This window comes from Streptomyces polygonati (assembly GCF_042650325.1).
Classification (GTDB): Bacteria; Actinomycetota; Actinomycetes; order Streptomycetales; family Streptomycetaceae; genus Actinacidiphila; species Actinacidiphila polygonati.
Genome location: NZ_JBHSBB010000014.1, coordinates 54,416 through 70,752 on the forward strand (window position 1 = coordinate 54,416; position 16,337 = coordinate 70,752).

A 16,337-nucleotide genomic window follows, 5' to 3' on the forward strand; every position below is an offset into this window, starting at 1 on the left:
ACACCGCCGCGCGTTCCGTGGCGAGACCGGGGTGTTGGAGTAGCCAGCCGGGGGTCTGCCTGCCTCAGGCCAGGGCGAACTTCTGGGCGCCGGAGCCGTTGCAGTCCCAGATCTGCAACCGCGTGCCATTGGCGGTGGCACCCGATGGCGAGTCGACGCACCGGCCCGTGGTCGGGTTGGACAGCGAACCGTCGGCGTTGGCGACCCAGTTCTGGTAGGCCCCGCCGTTGCAGGTGGCCAACTGGAGCGGTGTGCCAGCCGCGTTGACGCCGCCGGCGATGTCCAGGCACTTGCCCAGCGTGCCCAGGGTCTGGCCGTTCCAGGTCCACTTCTGGTCGAGCGAGGTCGCCTGCTGGCAGTCCCACAGCTGGACCGCGGTGCCGTCACCGCCGGTGTCGTCACCCGCCACGTCGACGCACTTGCCACCCGGACCGTAGATCGGCGTGCCGATGGCGAACTTCTGGGCGCCGGAGCCGTTACAGTCCCAGATCTGCAACCGTGTGCCGTTCGCGGTGGCGCCCGACGGCGAGTCGACGCACCGACCGCTGGCCGGGTTGCGCAGCGAGCCGTCGGTCTGCCGCACCCATGCCTGGTAGCCGCCGCTGTTGCAGGTGGCGAGCTGTAGCTGCGTACCCGCGGCGCTGTTGCCGCCGGCGATGTCCAGGCACTTGCCGAGGGTCTGCAGGGTCTGGCCGCTCCAGGTCCAGTGCTGGTCCCTGGCCGCCGACTGGCAGTCCCACAGCTGGACCGCGGTGCCGTCACCGCCGGTGTCGTCGCCCGCCACGTCCACGCACTTGCCACCCGGACCGGTGATCGTCCGGCCGCTCACCGAACCACCGGAGCCGCCACCGGAGCCGCCACCGGACCCGGGCCCCTTGTTGTACACGGCCACCGAGTCGATGACGAGCTTGCCGCCGGAGGCCGTGGCCGCGTTCGGGCCACCTCCGAAGGCGTCCGGGAAACCGCCGCCGATCGCCAGGTCGTAGATGATGAAGAACGGGTGATCGATCGCGTCGGACCAGGTGGTCGCGTCCACCTGGTTGGCGCTGACCGTGAAGAAGTTGTTCCCGTCGAGGTAGAACCGGATCTGCTCCGGCGAGACCGAGCGGTCGATCTCCGCCGCGTAGTCGTGGAAGCCGGTCTGGCAGCCCGAACAGGCGCGCTCACCCGAGCCGATGCCGGTCGACTCGTTGCACGGCCCGCCCGGGCTCACACCGCAGTGGATGGTGCTGAAGTCGGAGCTGCGGCCGTTGATGTCCTCCATGATGTCGACCTCGCCGGACTTCGGCCAGGTCACACCGTCACGCAGCGGTTCGCCGAGCATCCAGAACGCCGGCCAGTAGCCGGCGCCGTTGGCGGTGCTGACGTTGGGCTGCTGGAGGACGGACTCGATGCGTACGACTCCGCCCGCCGGGGCGCCGAAGGTCGCCGCCTGGGTCTCCACGCGCCCGGAGGTCCATCCGCCCCGCGGGTCGGAACCGGAGTGCTGGGCCTGGAGCACCAGGTGGCCCTGGCCGTCGTAGTAGACGTTCGACGTGCTGCTGGTCATGGTCTCGATCTCACCGGTGCCGAAATTGCTGCCGGGCCCGGTGTCGTACTTCCACAGGTTCTGGTCGATGCCGGCGCCGGACCCGCCGTTGAAGTCGTCGCTCCAGGTGAGCGTGAAGCCCGACGGCGTCGGGGGCACCGCCGCCTCGGCGTTCAGCGTCACGACGACGGTGGCCGCCACCGTGACCACGACGACGGGAAGGAGGATGAGCGCTCTCTTCCACCCGCCGCGCCGCTGACTCGCAAAATTCAAGCGCATATGTCTGGACCTCCGGGGAAAAGGCATGATCTCGGGTGGCCGTTGACGCAGCCGCTGGCGGGATACACCGGGGTGCCCCGATGCTGACGGACATCAGTCCGACCTGCGGGACAGGCACTCCGAGAATGTCATGTACACAGCTTGTCGATCAGTCCGATGTTCGACAAGACGGTCGGCGCGCCTTTGCCCGCGGAACGACGTGCACCGACGTCCGTCAGCGTCCACCGCCGCTCACCGCCGTCCGCATCCTCACCCGGCGACCGCGCCGCCGCGGGGGCGGCCCGGTCGCGTGACGGGGCCGCGCGGCTCGGAGGAGTCGGCGGGGCGCCGGGGGGCGGATGATGGGGGTGGACGGTGGGACGGCGGATGTGAGGGCGGCGCAATGGCGGAGAGCGGATCCATCCGGTCGGAGACGGAGCTTCGGTCGTCCGGTGGGGGGTCGGAGACCGTTGTGGCCGGCGCCCCGGCTGAGGCGGAGGTCGGGCCGACCGCCGCGCCGGGTGCCAAGAGCGAGCCTCGGGGGTCGCTGCGGCGGCGGCTGGGCGGGGTCGTGGTCCTGCTGGTCCTCGCGCTGCTGTTCGTCCTGCCCTGGTGGACGCTGTTCGCTTCCGGTGCCGACTGGCCGCTGCCGGTCTTCGTGGGCGGCACGGTGGTCTTCGCCTGCTGGCTGGTCTCCTTCCCGTTCCTGATGGCCGCGGGGCACGGGCACCGGCGGGTCGACCGGGCGGCTCGCGTCGCGGACAGCACCCTCGGGGTGGTCTGGGTGCTGTTCACCTGGTCGGTGCTGGGCGGTCTGGCGCACCTGGTGCTGATCGGGCTCGGTGTCGGCGGGCCCGACCGGGCCAGGAGCGTCGCCCTGACCGTTGCCGTGGTCTCCGCCGGGCTGCTGGCCTGGGGGCATCACGAGGCCATGCGCGTACCCCGGGTGAAGCGGCTGGACGTCCATGTCCCGCGGCTCGGGGGCGGTCTGGACGGGGCTCAGGTCGTCGTGCTGGCCGACACCCATTTCGGGCCGATCGACCGGGCGGGCTGGTCGGCGCGGGTCGCCGAGGCCGTCAACGCGCTCGACCCGGACGTCGTGGTCCACGCGGGCGACATCGCCGACGGCACCCCCGCCCAGCGCCGGGAGCAGTCCGCGCCGCTCGGGACGATCCGGTCACGGCTGGCGAAGGTCTACGTCACGGGGAACCACGAGTACTTCGGCGAGGCTCAGGGCTGGCTGGACCGCATGGCGGAACTGGGCTGGGAACCGCTGCACAACCGCCATGTCGTGGTGGAGCGCGGCGGCGACTTCCTCGTCCTCGCGGGCGTGGACGATGTGACCGCGGAGTCCTCCGGCCTGGCCGGGCACCGCGCGAACCTGCTCGGCGCGCTGGCGGGGGCCGACCCGGACCGGCCGGTCCTGCTCGTCGCCCACCAGCCCAAGTACGTCCGGCAGGCCGCTGCCGCCGGCATCGACCTCCAGGTCTCCGGGCACACCCACGGCGGCCAGATCTGGCCGTTCAACTTCCTCGTCCGGATCGATCAGCCGGTGGTGCACGGGCTGAGCCGGCACGGCGAGCGGACGCAGCTCTACACCAGCCGGGGCGCCGGCTTCTGGGGGCCGCCCTTCCGGGTCTTCGCGCCGAGCGAGATCACGCTGCTCACCTTGCGGTCGGGCGGCGAGCCGGCCACGGCGGAGCGCGGCGGGGACACGACCGGGGACGGCACGGACTCCGGGGCAAGCACGGATGTCGCGGACGGCACGGACGTCGGCGACAGCTGAACCGGCCGCCTCCGACGGCAAACCTCCCCGACCGCCCGGCCGCAGCCGCGCCGGGGGCTCGTCGCAGTACGCACCGGCTTGTGCGGCGCGCGATCCGTCCGTGCACCAAACGAAGCGCCACGCGCCGGTGTGCGGACCGCCCGCAGCCGCGAGGGTTTGCTGACATGACGTCAAGAAGCTTGACCCACAAGCGAGTTGAGGGCCGGACGAACGCGAGGTGGCGACGCCGGTTGGCCGCGGCGCTGATCGGCGCCGCCGTGCTGGCCGCGGGATCGCTGGCCGGGATCGGGCCGGCCGAGGCCAACGCGCCCGGGCACCCCGGCATACCGAGCCCGCCGACGACGGTGTTCACCGAGGACTTCGAGAACGGCCAGGGCGCGGCGGTGACGACCCTGCCCGACTACACCGGAGCCGCGCCGCTGGCCGAGACGTATACGGCCGATCCGGCCTGGCTGACCTCCTGCAACGGTCTGCTCGTCTCGGAACAGGCCCCCGCGTCTCCCCCGTCCGGCGTGTACTGCGGCAGCTACTGGGCCGCGAACAAGCAGATGGCCGCCGCGCTGGGCACCTGGGCGGGCGGCGACGCGACCACCAACCACTCGCTCACCGCCTACACTTCGGGCGATCCGGGCGCTGGCCGCACCGAGTTGCAGACCGTGCGGCCGATCCCGCTGAGCTCGGACAGCCGGTTCCTCACCTTCTCGGTGGACGCGGCGGCCCAGAACTGCTTCGCCAACCACCCGTTGCTCGCCTTCTACCTGCTCGACGCCGGCAGCGCGCGCGCCGCGTTCAGCTCGCCCATCGACCCCTGCCAGAATCCGGGCACGGTCATCGGCGGCACCTCGGTGGGCACGTACGCCAGCAACGGCTCGGTGCTGTTCACCGGCGACTCGGCCGGCATCCGGCTGGTCAACGAGCAGGCCAGCGGCGGCGGCAACGACGGCGCGATCGACAACGTCCGCCTGCTGGACGCCACTCCGCAACTCGACCAGGGCTTCGGGCCGACTCAGCTGCCCGTGGGCGCGCCCACCACGCTGACCTTCACGATCACCAACACCAGCGAACTCGCCGCCAAGGACGGCTGGTCCTTCACCGCGCGGTTGCCCGCCGGCCTGCGACTCGACGGCGGCAGCGCCGCCACCAGCTGCGGGTCCGGTACGGCCACCGCGGACGCCGCGAACGGCTCGGTGACCGTGCGCGGCGACCTGGGCGCCGGGCAGCAGGACTGCACCGCCACGGTCCGGGTCACCTCCATCACCGGCGGCACCTACCAGGTGTGCGGCTCGGCGATCACCGACGCGGTCGGCCTCGACCTGCCCGGCTGCGCCTCGGTGACCTTCACCGCGCCCGTCTTCGACGCGCGCTCCCACGGCGTACGGCTCACCTCGCCGCTGCTCGGCATCGGCCCGCTGGCCGCGTCCGCCCACTCCTGCACGCCGCTGCCGGGCGACGACAGCCACTCCGTGCTCAGCGCCGGACTCGGCAGCCTCGGCGGCCTCGGCGTGCTGACCACCGACGCTTCCGGCACCGTCGACGCGGACGGTGCCCGTACCGCCGCGGCCCACGCCCAAGTCAGCGGGATCAATCTGCTCGGCGGCCTGATCTCCGCCGACCTCGTCGGCACCTCCGCCCAGGCACGGCAGCCGCTCACCGGCACCGGACCGGGCGCGATCACCCTGACCGGCGCGACCGCGCTGACCAACCTGCGCGTCGCCGGGGTGGCCGTCGCCGCCGACACGGCGCCGAACACCACCATCGGTCTGCCGCTGGTCGGCTCACTGGTCGTCAATCAGCAGACCACCATCGCGGGCGGCAAGGGCATCACCGTCACCGCGCTCTCGCTGACCCTCCTCACCGGGGTCCACGTCACCATCGCCCAGAGCACCGCGGCCCTGCTCACGACCACGGACACCTGCCCCGCGTCCTGACCCCGCACCCGCGCAAGGGACTCAACTCCGCTCGCGGCCCCACGTCTGGAGGGCGTAGGGCCGCCCTTTCTCCTCCCCCGTGATCAGCGGCACGTCGAGCAGGAGGAAGCCCGCCCTGGTGGCGACGGCCACGCTGGCGGTGTTCTCGGCCTCCACCTCCAGGATCACCCGTTCCGCGCCGAGCTGCTCGAAGGCGTACGCGGCCAGCACCCGCACCGCGCGCGCCGCCAGCCCCTGGCCTCGGTGGGCCGGGCCGACCACGTAACCGATCTCCGTACCCTCGGGCGCACGCCGCACCATCACCTCGCCGAGGGGTGCGCGGCCGTCCACGGTGATGGCGAGCAGGACGGCCGTGCCCTCCGCCCGCAACTGCCGGTCCCGGTCCAGCCGTACGCGGGCGGCCGTCGCGTCGAAGGGGGAGACGATCGGCGTCCAGTACGCGATGTCCGGGTGGTCGAACAGCTCCGGCATCGCGCCCAGGTCCGCCTCGGTCCAGTCGCGCAGGACGAGCCCTTCCCCCGTGAGCTCGATCCGCTCGGGAAAGGGCGACGCGGTGCTGCTCATGCGGGACTCCTCCTGGCCTGTTCGGAACGAGGCAGGATAACCGCGGGCAGCCAGGCCGGGCGCGCCGCCGGGGGCATCTCATGGCGACGGGCGTGCGGGTCGGGGATGGTCGTCCCCCGACCCGTACGCCCGCACGCCCGGCTGGCCGGTACGCCGTATCCGGCCCGCGCGCTTCGACGACCGGTGAGCGCGAACCGGTCAGCGGGAACCGGTCAGCACCGCTCCGGACCATATGTCGACCACGACCTGCTGCCGCGCCGTGCGCGCCGCCACCGCGCGGCCCGCGTAATTGCGGTCGACCTGCGCCGCCTCGGCCGCGCTCGGCTTGGCGTTGGTGCAGGCCGTGCCGGGGCCGTGCCCGGACATCAGCTCCGAGCAGGGCCCGGTGTAGTGGTCGGGCAGCCCGAGGATGTGCCCGGTCTCGTGCGCGGTGATCCGGGTCACGTCGTATCCCTCGTCAACCGCTTCCTGGCCCAGCTGCACCTGCCCCTTCCCGCCGCCCGGGAGGATCGGGCCCAGGGTCGTCTGCGGCCAGCCGGTGGTCGCCTTGTAGACGAAGTTGGCGGAGGCGCGCGAGCTGGCCGGCTGCAGGTGGACGTTGTGCACCGCGTTGTTCCAGTTCTGCACGCCCAGCGTGATCGCGCTCGCCCACTGCCCCGCTTGACTGGCGTCGTAGGTCAGGGTGACCACCGCCGCGCTCGCCTGCGGCGCGGATTGCGCCGAAGCGACCCCGGATGTGACCCCCAGCATGGCCGGGATCAGCGCCGCCATCGCGACTATTCGCTTGATCATGAGACTCGTGCACCCCCTCGGCATCAGTTGTCCTAGGAGCCACAAGAGCACCACGCCAGGAACGGGCTCCACAAGTACCCGGCTGTCAAAAGGCTTTGAATGAGCTTTGCCGTCGCCCGTGCCGAGCGGGGAGCGGGTCGGCGAGGACGTCGTCGAACCACGTCCGGCGGTGGAGCCCGGACCGCGCGGCGGCGTCAGTCGTCCTTGGTCGGTCGTCCTCGGTCAGTCGTCCTCGGTCAGTCGTCCTCGGTGGGTTCGATCGGGTGCCCCGCCGCCCGGTGCGGACGGCGGGGCACCGCGCTCAGCGCGCCACGGTCCAGACGAAGGTGGCCGTACCCGAGACTCCCCGGGTGTCCGCGGCCGTCACCGTCACCGTGTACGTCCCCGGGGTGGCGCTGGATCCGGAGACCGTGCCGTTCGCCGCGATCGTGATGCCGGGCGGCAGCCCGCTCGCGGTGAAGGTGAGGGCCTGCGAGGTGTCGGAATCCACCGCCTGGACGGCGAAGGAGACCGCCTTGCCCTTCGGGCTGCTGTAGCCGAAGGGGTTGACCACGCCGACCGTCTCCGCGCCCGGCACGCCCGAGTTCGCGGTGACGTTCGCGCTGACCGCCGTGTTGGTCAGTGAGACGCCCGCACCCGAGGCACCGGCCGCGATCTGCCCGGTCAGCGTGTGGGCCAGGCTGGTCGAGCCGGTCAGCGGCAGGCTGTTGGACGCGTCCCCGACCTTGATCGAGTACCCGCCCGCCGCGGCCTCCCACTGGTTGTCCGCCGCCGACCAGGAGGCCAGGTCGTGGACGGTCAGCGGGAAGGTGACCGTCGCGCTCTGCCCGGGGTTGAGCATGACGCGCTGGAAACCGCCCAACTGCTCCGGCGGGTCCTGGCTGGCGGCCGGGTCGCCGACGTACAGCTGCGCCACGTCCGCGCCGGCCACCGAGCCGGTGTTGGTGACCGTCGCGGTCACCGACGCCGTGCCGTTGGCGTTGAAGGCGCCGACATTGAGGTTGGAGTAGGAGAACTTCGTGTAGGACAGGCCGAAGCCGAACGGGAAGGCCGGGGTGATGTTCTGCGACTGGTACCAGCGGTAGCCGATGTCCACGCCCTCGCTGTAGACCGGCCCGGTCGGGGTGCCCGGCCACTGCGCGGTGGTCTGGGCCGGGACCTGGCTCAGGCTGCCCGGGAAGGTGACCGGCAGTTTGCCGGACGGGTTGACGGCGCCGAAGATCAGCGCGGCGGTGGCGGCGCCGGTCTCCCCTCCGCCGTACCAGTTCTCGAAGACGCCCGCGACGTTGTTCAGCCACGGCATGACCACCGGCGAACCGCTGTTGATCACCACGACGGTGTGCGGGTTCACCGCGGCCACGTCGTTGATCATCGTCTCGTCCGCACTGGACAGATTGAGCGTGGCCAGGTCGCTCTCCTCGCCCTCCGGCGCGCTGACGTAGACGATCGCGTCGGTCGCGGCCTGGGCCGCGGCGACCGCCTGCGGGATGTCGGCGGTGCCGTTGTCGTCGCCCGCGGTGTAGGTGACCTTGGCGTTCGGCCCGATTGCGTTCTGGATACCGGTCAGCGGCCAGACGGTGTTCGAGCTGTCGACTCCGCCGCTGCCGCCGCCGGCGAGTTCGACGCCGGCGCCGCCGTCGGTGCCGATCACCGCGATGGAGCCGGTCATGTTCGGGTTGAGGGGCAGCAGGCCGTTGTTCTTCAGCAGCACCGTGCCCTCCTCGCCGAGCTTCAGCGCGGTCTGCTGGTGCGCCGCGGTGGTGACGGTGGCGGCGAGCGAGCCCGTCGGCGCGTTGTCGAACAGGCCGAAGGCGAACATCTGGGTCAGGATCCTGGCCACGACGGCGTTCAGGGTCGCCTGCTTCAGCGTCCCGGCTGTGAGGGCGGCGGACACGTCGCTCGCGTCGGAGAACGGCATCGCTATGTCCATCCCGCCCACGGCGTCCGCGACGGCGTTGCCCGCCGCACCCCAGTCGGAGACGACGAAGCCGCCGTAGTTCGCCTGCTCGTTCAGGCCGTCCTGCAGCATGTCCGCGTTCGCGCAGGAGGGGGCGCCGTTGACGACGGCGTAGGAGCACATCACCGAGCCCGGTGCCGACTGCTCGATGGCGGTCTGGAAGGGCGCCAGGTAGAGCTCTTCGAGCGCCTTCTGGCTGACCGTCTCATTGTCGCCGCCGTTCGGATACCGCTCCTGGTCGTAGGCGGCGGCGTGCTTGACCTCGGCCATCACGCCCTGGCTCTGCAGACCCTGCACCTCCGCCGAGGTGATCTGCCCGGCCAGGTACGGGTCCTCGCCGTAGGTCTCGTAGGTACGGCCCCAGCGCGGGTCGCGCACCAGATTGGTCGTCGGGCCGAGCGAGACGTTCGCGCCCTTGCCGGCGAACTCGGCGCCCTTGGCGGCCCCTTCCTGGCCGATCAGGGCCGGGTCCCAGGTCGCGGCGGCGTTCTCGCCGTCGGGGAAGGCCGTCACGCCGCCGTTCCCGTCACCGACTCCGGACGGGCCGTCCTCCAGGTTCAACGACGGGATGCACAGGTTCGGGATGCCGGCGACCTGCCCGATGTACGCCGAACTGCCGTCGCCGGAGGCCAGCGTGACCTCTTCGGACTGGTCCATGGTGTTGAGCACCTGCTGGACCCGCTGGGCGACCGGTGCGGTGGAACCGACCCAGGAGCAGACCCCGTTGCCGCCGTTGCCGTTGCCGCCGGTGACCGGGGCCACGGTGGTCAGGCCGTAGACGGCGAGCTCGAAGACCGAGTAGCCGAACGTGGTGCCGCGGGCCGTACCGTACATCCGGACATAGCGGGCGGTCACCGAGGCGGTGATCGTCTGGCTCCCGCCGGTGCCGGTCGTCGTGGAGTAGATCGAGTTCCAGGTCGCGTTGTCGTCGGACACCTGGACCTGGAAAGCCTTGCCGTAGGCCGCCTCCCAGAGGAGTCCCACGGCGCAGATCTGCTGCCGGGAGCCGAGGTCGACCTCCAGCCACTGCGGGTCGGCGGCCGCGCTGGACCAGCGGCTGCCCGGGTCGCCGTCGGTGGCGTCGGACGCCGGGTAGTCGGTGGCGTCCTGGGTCGAGGAGGCCGTGGTCGGCTCGTCCAGCGCGAGGTCCTGCGTACCGCAGTACTCGGTCGGCCCTGTGCCTCCCCCGGTGCCTCCGCCGCCCCCACCTCCGCCGCCGTCCGAGCCCTGGGTGAAGGCGAGGTAGTGGAAGTTCCAGCCGTTGGAGTCCTGGTCGACGGTGAGCGTCTGCTGACCGGCCGCGAGAGTGACGCTGGCGGTGACCGTGGTCCACGTCTCGTAGCCGCCCGTGTTCGGGACGGCGACCGCGCCGGTCAGGTTCGTGCCGGCGGAGTTGGCGATGTGCAGCGCGTCGGTGACGGCGTACGGCGAGGCCACCCGGAGACTGACGGTGTAGATCCCGGCGGTGGCGACTTGGACGGTGTACTTGAACCACTGTCCGGCCGTGATCCAGCCCATGTCGTAGGCACCCCCGGCCGCGGCGGTGTCCTGCGTGTCGGCGGTGTTCTCCAGGTCGACGCCGTCCGAACGGTAGCTGTTGGCACTGCCGTTGGCGGCGACGACGCTGTACGCCACACCCTGGCCGCCGGTGTCGTAGTTCGCCGCCTGGACCGTGCCGGGCACCGGGGCGGGCGTACCGCCGAAGGGCTGTTCGCCGCTCGGGCCGGTGCCTCCTCCGCCGCCGCCTGAGCCCTGCGTGAAGGCCAAGTAGTGGAAGTTCCAGCCGTTGGAGTCCTGGTCGACGGTGAGCGTCTGCTGACCGGCCGCGAGAGTGACGCTGGCGGTGACCGTGGTCCAGGTCTCGTAGCCGCCGGTGTTGGGCACCGCGACCGCGCCGGTCAGATTGGTGCCGGCGGAGTTGGCGATGTGCAGCGCGTCGGTGATGCCGTACGGGGAGGCCACGCGGAAGGCGACGCTGTAGTTTCCGGCGGTGGCGACTTGGACGGTGTACTTGAACCACTGTCCGGCGGTGATCCAACCGACGTCGTACGCGCCGCCGGCCGGGGTGGTGTCCTGTGTGTCGGCGGTGTTCTCCAGGTCAACGCCGTCCGAACGGTAGCTGTTGGCACTGCCGTTGGCGGTGACGACGCTGTACGCCACACCCTGGCCGCCCGTGTCGTAGTTCGCCGCCTGGACCGTGCCGGGCACGGGGGCGGGCGTACCGCCGAAGGCGGCTTCGGCGGCGGCGTAGGCCGAGGAGTGCACACCGGCCAGCGACAGGGCGGACAGGGCCGCGACCAAGAGCAGTGCGCGGAAGGTGGGTCGGCGGCGGGTCGGTCGCGGTCTGCCGCGCGCGGGCGCCGGCGGACGCAGGAGAGGGAGCAGCCTCATTGCATTCCCTTTCGGTTGTCGGTTCTTCTTCTCGGGCGCCGGACCGCCCGGGCCGGTCGGCGGGTGGGGCGGTGGGGCGACCGGCCCGGGCGGGGCCGGATTCCACGAGCGGACGTCCGCGCCCGGCTCGGGGGCAGGGCACGGCAGGGCACGGCAGGGCACGGCAGGGCACGGCAGGGCGGGGCATGGCGGAACTGAGCGCCAGGAAGCGGCAGTTCAGCGCGTCATATGGCGTTCCGCGAACCATGGAGAGTGTCCCCCGGGCAGGCCGAGGACGATGGGAGAGCGCTCTCCAAGGTTGCGTCAAAACTCGGCAACGGCCGAAGAAGCGGACCCCGCCGCACCAGGTTCGCCGCTCCCGCGACCTGCCGCGCGGCCCGGTTGTCCGTCGCGACCGAACCGGTCGTCGAGGCACTCGTGCGCCCGGCGCAGCAGAACCGGCGCGCCTAGGGCGAGTTACCCCGTCTGGTCAGAAGCCCCGACCCGGGGCAGCCGTTGGGCAGAGCGGGCCCGCTCCTCCTCAATCACCCCGCGGTCGGGGGATCATGGGCCAGAGGGCATGACGCGGCAAGGACCCGGCAGTGGGCTCAGGTCTCCTCGCGGACCCCGACTCCGAGGTGCGAGCCTAAGCACTCCTCGGGCGTCACACCTCCACACCGCTCTCGGCCGCTGATTTCGCCGGGCTACCGGACGACAGGCACCGGGAACGCGCCGGTCCCCGCCGACCCTGATCCGGTCCGGAGTCGCGGACGGTCAAAGCTTCCAGGCGACGCAAAGTTCCTCAAGAAGAGCGTCCTGCCGCTTCCGCAGGGTGAGCGGAGTCCACTCCCGGGTGCGCAGAACCTGGGTGGTCAGGGCGAAGTTGACGACGCCGAGTCTTCCGGTGAAGTAGCGCCCCTTCTTCGTGACGAAGTCGTAGTTCTGGGCCTGCGAGTTCTTGTACCGGTTGAGGAGCACCAGGTTGGCCAGCCGGTTGGTCCAGAACTGACGCTCCTCGTCGGTGAAATCGGCCAGCCACTGCGAGCCGCGCTTGGGGTTCTGCGGCAGGACGTGCTCGACCGTGATCAACGGGTGGGAGTAGACGACGCCGGAGCCCTCGACGAGTACTTCGTCCAGCCTGAGCAGTATGTACTTGCGTGTCTTGACGTCCAGGTACACGGGCCCTTCGAGGCGTTCCCGCGTGGCGGCGCGCTCCTCTTCCGTGAGCTGGAGCGAAGGTGAGTCCAAGCCGCGGCCTCGGTCGAGTTCACGCAGCAGCTCGGCGTATCGCTGGACCCGCTTGGTCGTGTACATCCGCCGGATGAACATGCTGGCCGACAGGCGCTCCAGCGCCCGAAGGAAGCTGTTGAGCCATTGCGGATCGTTTCCATGCGTCCGCAGCGCCCACAGGGCGGACGGGCGCCAGTCATTGTTGTCGATCTGTGCCAACCGCCTGAACCACGCGTTGACCTGGTCGGCGCCCGTGTCGGCATCGTAGCGGTGGTCGCGCATCTGAACGTAGGCGTTGGCGTACGGCACGAGTACGTCATCGACGAAGAGTTGCGCCTTGCCGGGCAGGAAATGGGGCTCCAGCACCTGTCGGGGAAACTCCTTGAGCAACTCCGCTTTGGCCCGCTCCTTGGCATAGATCATACGAAGGTGCAAGAACAGCTCGGCGAAGTCATCACGGCCCAGGGCCTGTTCGGCGTCCTCCCACTTGGCGGCGGCGGTGTCCGCGGCTTCTCCCTCGCCGAGGTCGCCGATGATCTGGGATTTGAAGATATCGGCTGGCGTGAGGTCGAGCCCGCGCGAGTTCATCACGCTGAAAATCCGGTGGGCGCTGCTGAGATCGGGGGTGCTCACGACGACAAGGAAGGTCCGCACGATCATCATCTGCACGAGTTCCAGCCGCCGTTCGGCGGTCCACCCGGACAACTCCGCCGCCAAAGCGTTCGTGTTGTCCCGGATGGCCCTCTGCGCGTCGGTCTTCAGCTCTCCCGTCGAGAGGCCGGACAACGAGAGCGTCGCGCCCTTCGTCTGCACATGGTCGCGGAAGAACTCGGCATCCTTGGGACGCAAGGTCAAACGAGGCTTCGCCGACAACCCCTTGGAGATCTTGCCCGGTTCGCGGACGGCCGCGTCCAGTTCGGCCCGCAGCGCGGGATCTTCGGCCAGGTCACGCAGCACCGCCAGCAGGATGGTGAGCGTGGTGAGCCGCTGCTGCCCGTCAATCACCTGGGCGACCGAGTCCGACGGCTGCTTCACAAGGACGATGGAGCCAAGGAAGTACGGTTCCTCGGCGCCTCCGTCCAACGCCTCGGTCAGATCGGACAACAGCTGCTGGGCCTGCTCGACCTCCCATGCGTAGGGCCGCTGGTACTGAGGAATACGGAAGTCGTAGTCGCTGCAGAACACCTTGTCCAGGGGCATTTCATGGGCTTCGAGCTGCTTCATGCGTCCATCGTTCCGCGACGCCGGAAGCCGTGTGGGCGGAACGTGGAAGCTGCCGGGCCCGATTCGCGGTCGGGCGCCGGATATACACTCCCGCAGGGTCGGCCGCCTGTTCGCGGTCGGCTGTCGAGACCGGGCGCTGGTCGGCGCCGAGTGTGAGCGCGGGGGCCCCTGGTGAGTGATCCGATCATCGTCGCAGGCGCGGGTCCGGTCGGGCTGACGGTCGCGGGGGAGTTGGCCCGTCGCGGGGTGCCGGTGCGGATCTTCGATCGTTTGGCCGCGCCCACCGGTCAGTCGCGGGCCGTGCTGGTGCACGCGCGCAGCCTGGAGCTGATGGAGCGCGGCGGAGTCGTCGGGGAGGTCCTCGCGTCGGGTGTCCGTACGGACGCCATGGAGCTGCGCGCCGACGGGGAGACGGTCGCTCGGATCGAACTGGGCCTGGTGGACAGCCCGTACCCGTACTCCGTGACCATCGCCCAGACGGAGACGGAACGCATCCTCACCGAGGCCCTGGCCGGGCACGGCGTCGCCGTGGAGCGGGAACGTACGGTGACCGCGCTGGAGCAGGACGGCGGCGGGGTGCGGGTGACCGTGCGCCACGCCGACGGGCGCGAAGAAGTGGTCGCGGGCGCGTGGTTGGTGGGCGCGGACGGTGGGCACAGCGACGTACGGCGCCTGGTCGGCAGCGCGCTGGCCGGGTCGTTCAAGGGTGAGCGGTTCCTGATGGGCGATGTCGACGCCGAGCACGGTTTCGACCCGCACACCATGTACACCTTCTTCTCGGCGCACGACGGTCCGCTGCTGGTCTTCCCGATGAAGGACGGCAGGATGCGGCTCATCGCGCAGATCCCGACCACGGCGGACGGGCCGGCCACCCAGGAGTGGCTGCAGCGGGTGGCCGACGAGCGCAGCGACAGCCGAATAGCGATCCAGCACTCACGGTGGCTGACGACCTTCGACATCCACCACGCCCAGGTGCCGCGGTACCGCATCGGGCGCGTCTTCCTCGCCGGTGACGCCGCGCACGTGCACAGTCCGGCCGGCGGTCAGGGCATGAACACCGGCATGCAGGACGCCTTCAACCTCGGCTGGAAGCTGGCGCTCGCCGAGGCGGGGCAGGCGAACGCGGCCCTGCTGGACAGCTACCACGCCGAGCGCCACCCCGTCGGGGCCAAGGTCATCGAGTTCACCACCGCTCTGACGAACGTCGGCACGCTCTCCAACCCTGTCGCGCAGAGGCTGCGCAACCGGGTGATGCACGCGGTGACCGCGCTCGCGCCGGTCCGCCTGGCGATGGCCGACAAGGTCGAGGAGACCGTCTTGTCCTATCGGGGCAGCCCCGTCGTCGTCGGGGCGGCCGGTCGCTCGCCGATCAGCGGGGGCGATCACCTGCCCGTCGCCGACCCCGCGCTGCGCGCCGTGCTCGCGCCCGAGCACGGGCATGTCCTGCTCACCCTGGCGCCCGACGGCGCGGTGCCCGCTCCCCACGCCTCCCGTTACGGATTCGGCGTGCGGCAGATCCTCGTCAGCGCGGCCGGCGCGCCCGTGAACGGCTACGACGCGGTGGTCGCAGACCCGGGCGGGGCGACAGCCGCCCGCTGCGGGCTGCCGCGCGGCGGGCGGGTCATGCTCCGCCCGGACGGATATGTGGGCGCGGTGGCGACCTTCGAGGACGAGGGGCCCCTGGACGCCTACGGGGATCTGCTCTCGTCCTGAGGCCGCTCGTCCGCGTTCGCCCGGGCGGGCTCAGTGGGCCCGGTCCGGCTCGGACTGCCTCCCCCAGCCGTACGGGCGCGGCAGAGCCGTATGCGGCGCGCGCCCGGCCGTGGCGCCAGGCCGTCGCGTACGTGGCGCCAAGCCCGCGCCCGGGTGGTGCCACCATGGCACCACCACAACGCCACCATAGGCGCCCAGCCTCTCGACCACGGCGCCACAGCACCCCCATTCACGGGATAACCCCAGCTCAGCCGGGCAGACGCCAAACAGGAGCCAATCTGGCTCGCCATGGCGCCATGGATGTGCCATCATGGCGCCATGGACCTCACGCCCTACGTCGACAACCTCCGGCAAGAGCTGGCCGTCGCCGCGGACGCCGGCGGCGACGACGCCCGCGCCCTCGCCGAACGACTCACCGCCCCGCTGGAGTCCGCCGCCCGCCTGACCCTGCTCAACGCGCTGTCCGCCGCCATGAGCGAGGTCACCCGGGAGCTGGCGCCGGGCTCGGTCGACGTACGACTGCGCGGGCTGGAACCGGAGTTCGTGGTGACTCCGCCGCCCGCCCCCGAGCCGTTCCGGGAGCCGCGGGAGGCCTGGGAGGCGGCCCCCGCCCCCGCGTCCGCCACCCCGCCGCCGCCTTTCGCGGACGACGACGGCGCCATGGCGCGGATCAACTTCCGCCTCCCGGCCCACCTCAAGGCCCGCGCCGAGAGCACCGCGGCGGAGGAAGGCCTGTCGGTCAACGCCTGGCTGGTGCGGGCCGTGTCCACCGCCCTCGACGGCGGGGAGCGCGCGAACCCTCCGGGCCGCGCCAAGGACTCGGGCGGCCGGGGCTTCACCGGCTGGGTCCGCTAGGCCGTGTCTGACAAATAGCGCCGTCCGCCCGTAGGGCGGGTCCCGCGGCGTCCCTAGGCGGCGGGCCCGCCCCGCCCCACCTTCACCGGCGGGATCGCCGATCCCGCCGCCGCATCACTCGACACCCGCCTC

9 protein-coding genes are annotated in these 16,337 nt (G+C 71.4%); 4 read left to right on the forward strand and 5 right to left on the reverse strand.

What is annotated here, in order from left to right:
• Window positions 1–64 precede the first annotated feature (64 nt).
• Window positions 65–1,807 (reverse strand): ricin-type beta-trefoil lectin domain protein, encoded by a 1,743-nt coding sequence (locus ACFO3J_RS20810; protein ID WP_386431168.1) that lies wholly within the window; start codon window positions 1,805–1,807, stop codon window positions 65–67.
• A 451-nt stretch (window positions 1,808–2,258) separates the two neighbouring features.
• Here ACFO3J_RS20810 and ACFO3J_RS20815 point away from each other — a divergent pair, with 451 nt between their 5' ends.
• Window positions 2,259–3,572 (forward strand): metallophosphoesterase, encoded by a 1,314-nt coding sequence (locus ACFO3J_RS20815; RefSeq protein WP_386431170.1) that lies wholly within the window; start codon window positions 2,259–2,261, stop codon window positions 3,570–3,572.
• 230 nt (window positions 3,573–3,802) lie between these two features.
• A complete protein-coding gene (locus ACFO3J_RS20820; protein WP_386431172.1) occupies window positions 3,803–5,500 on the forward strand; it encodes a choice-of-anchor P family protein in 1,698 nt (565 codons plus the stop codon).
• Window positions 5,501–5,521: 21 nt separating this feature from the next.
• On the opposite strand, the gene ACFO3J_RS20825 is transcribed toward ACFO3J_RS20820, so the two are convergent.
• The 4 genes from ACFO3J_RS20825 to ACFO3J_RS20840 all read right to left on the reverse strand — a co-directional run bounded on the left by ACFO3J_RS20825 (window position 5,522) and on the right by ACFO3J_RS20840 (window position 13,637).
• Window positions 5,522–6,064, reverse strand: a complete 543-nt coding sequence (locus ACFO3J_RS20825) for a GNAT family N-acetyltransferase (RefSeq protein ID WP_386431174.1) — start codon at window positions 6,062–6,064, stop codon at window positions 5,522–5,524.
• A 198-nt stretch (window positions 6,065–6,262) separates the two neighbouring features.
• A complete protein-coding gene (locus ACFO3J_RS20830; RefSeq protein WP_386431176.1) occupies window positions 6,263–6,856 on the reverse strand; it encodes a snapalysin family zinc-dependent metalloprotease in 594 nt (197 codons plus the stop codon).
• Window positions 6,857–7,157: 301 nt separating this feature from the next.
• On the reverse strand, window positions 7,158–11,204 hold the full coding sequence (locus tag ACFO3J_RS20835) for a glycoside hydrolase family 3 C-terminal domain-containing protein (RefSeq protein WP_386431178.1): 4,047 nt from the start codon (window positions 11,202–11,204) through the stop codon (window positions 7,158–7,160).
• A 753-nt stretch (window positions 11,205–11,957) separates the two neighbouring features.
• Entirely contained in the window at window positions 11,958–13,637 is a 1,680-nt protein-coding gene (locus ACFO3J_RS20840) for a DUF262 domain-containing protein (RefSeq protein WP_386431180.1), read from the reverse strand.
• A gap of 171 nt (window positions 13,638–13,808) precedes the next feature.
• Between ACFO3J_RS20840 and ACFO3J_RS20845 the strand changes: the two genes are divergently transcribed.
• Both ACFO3J_RS20845 and ACFO3J_RS20850 read left to right on the forward strand, forming a co-directional pair.
• Complete coding sequence (locus ACFO3J_RS20845) at window positions 13,809–15,350, forward strand: FAD-dependent monooxygenase (RefSeq protein WP_386431182.1); 1,542 nt, start codon at window positions 13,809–13,811, stop codon at window positions 15,348–15,350.
• A gap of 318 nt (window positions 15,351–15,668) precedes the next feature.
• Window positions 15,669–16,205: a toxin-antitoxin system HicB family antitoxin gene (locus ACFO3J_RS20850; RefSeq protein WP_386431184.1), complete on the forward strand. Its 537-nt coding sequence runs from the start codon at window positions 15,669–15,671 to the stop codon at window positions 16,203–16,205.
• The last annotated feature ends 132 nt before the right edge of the window (window positions 16,206–16,337 follow it).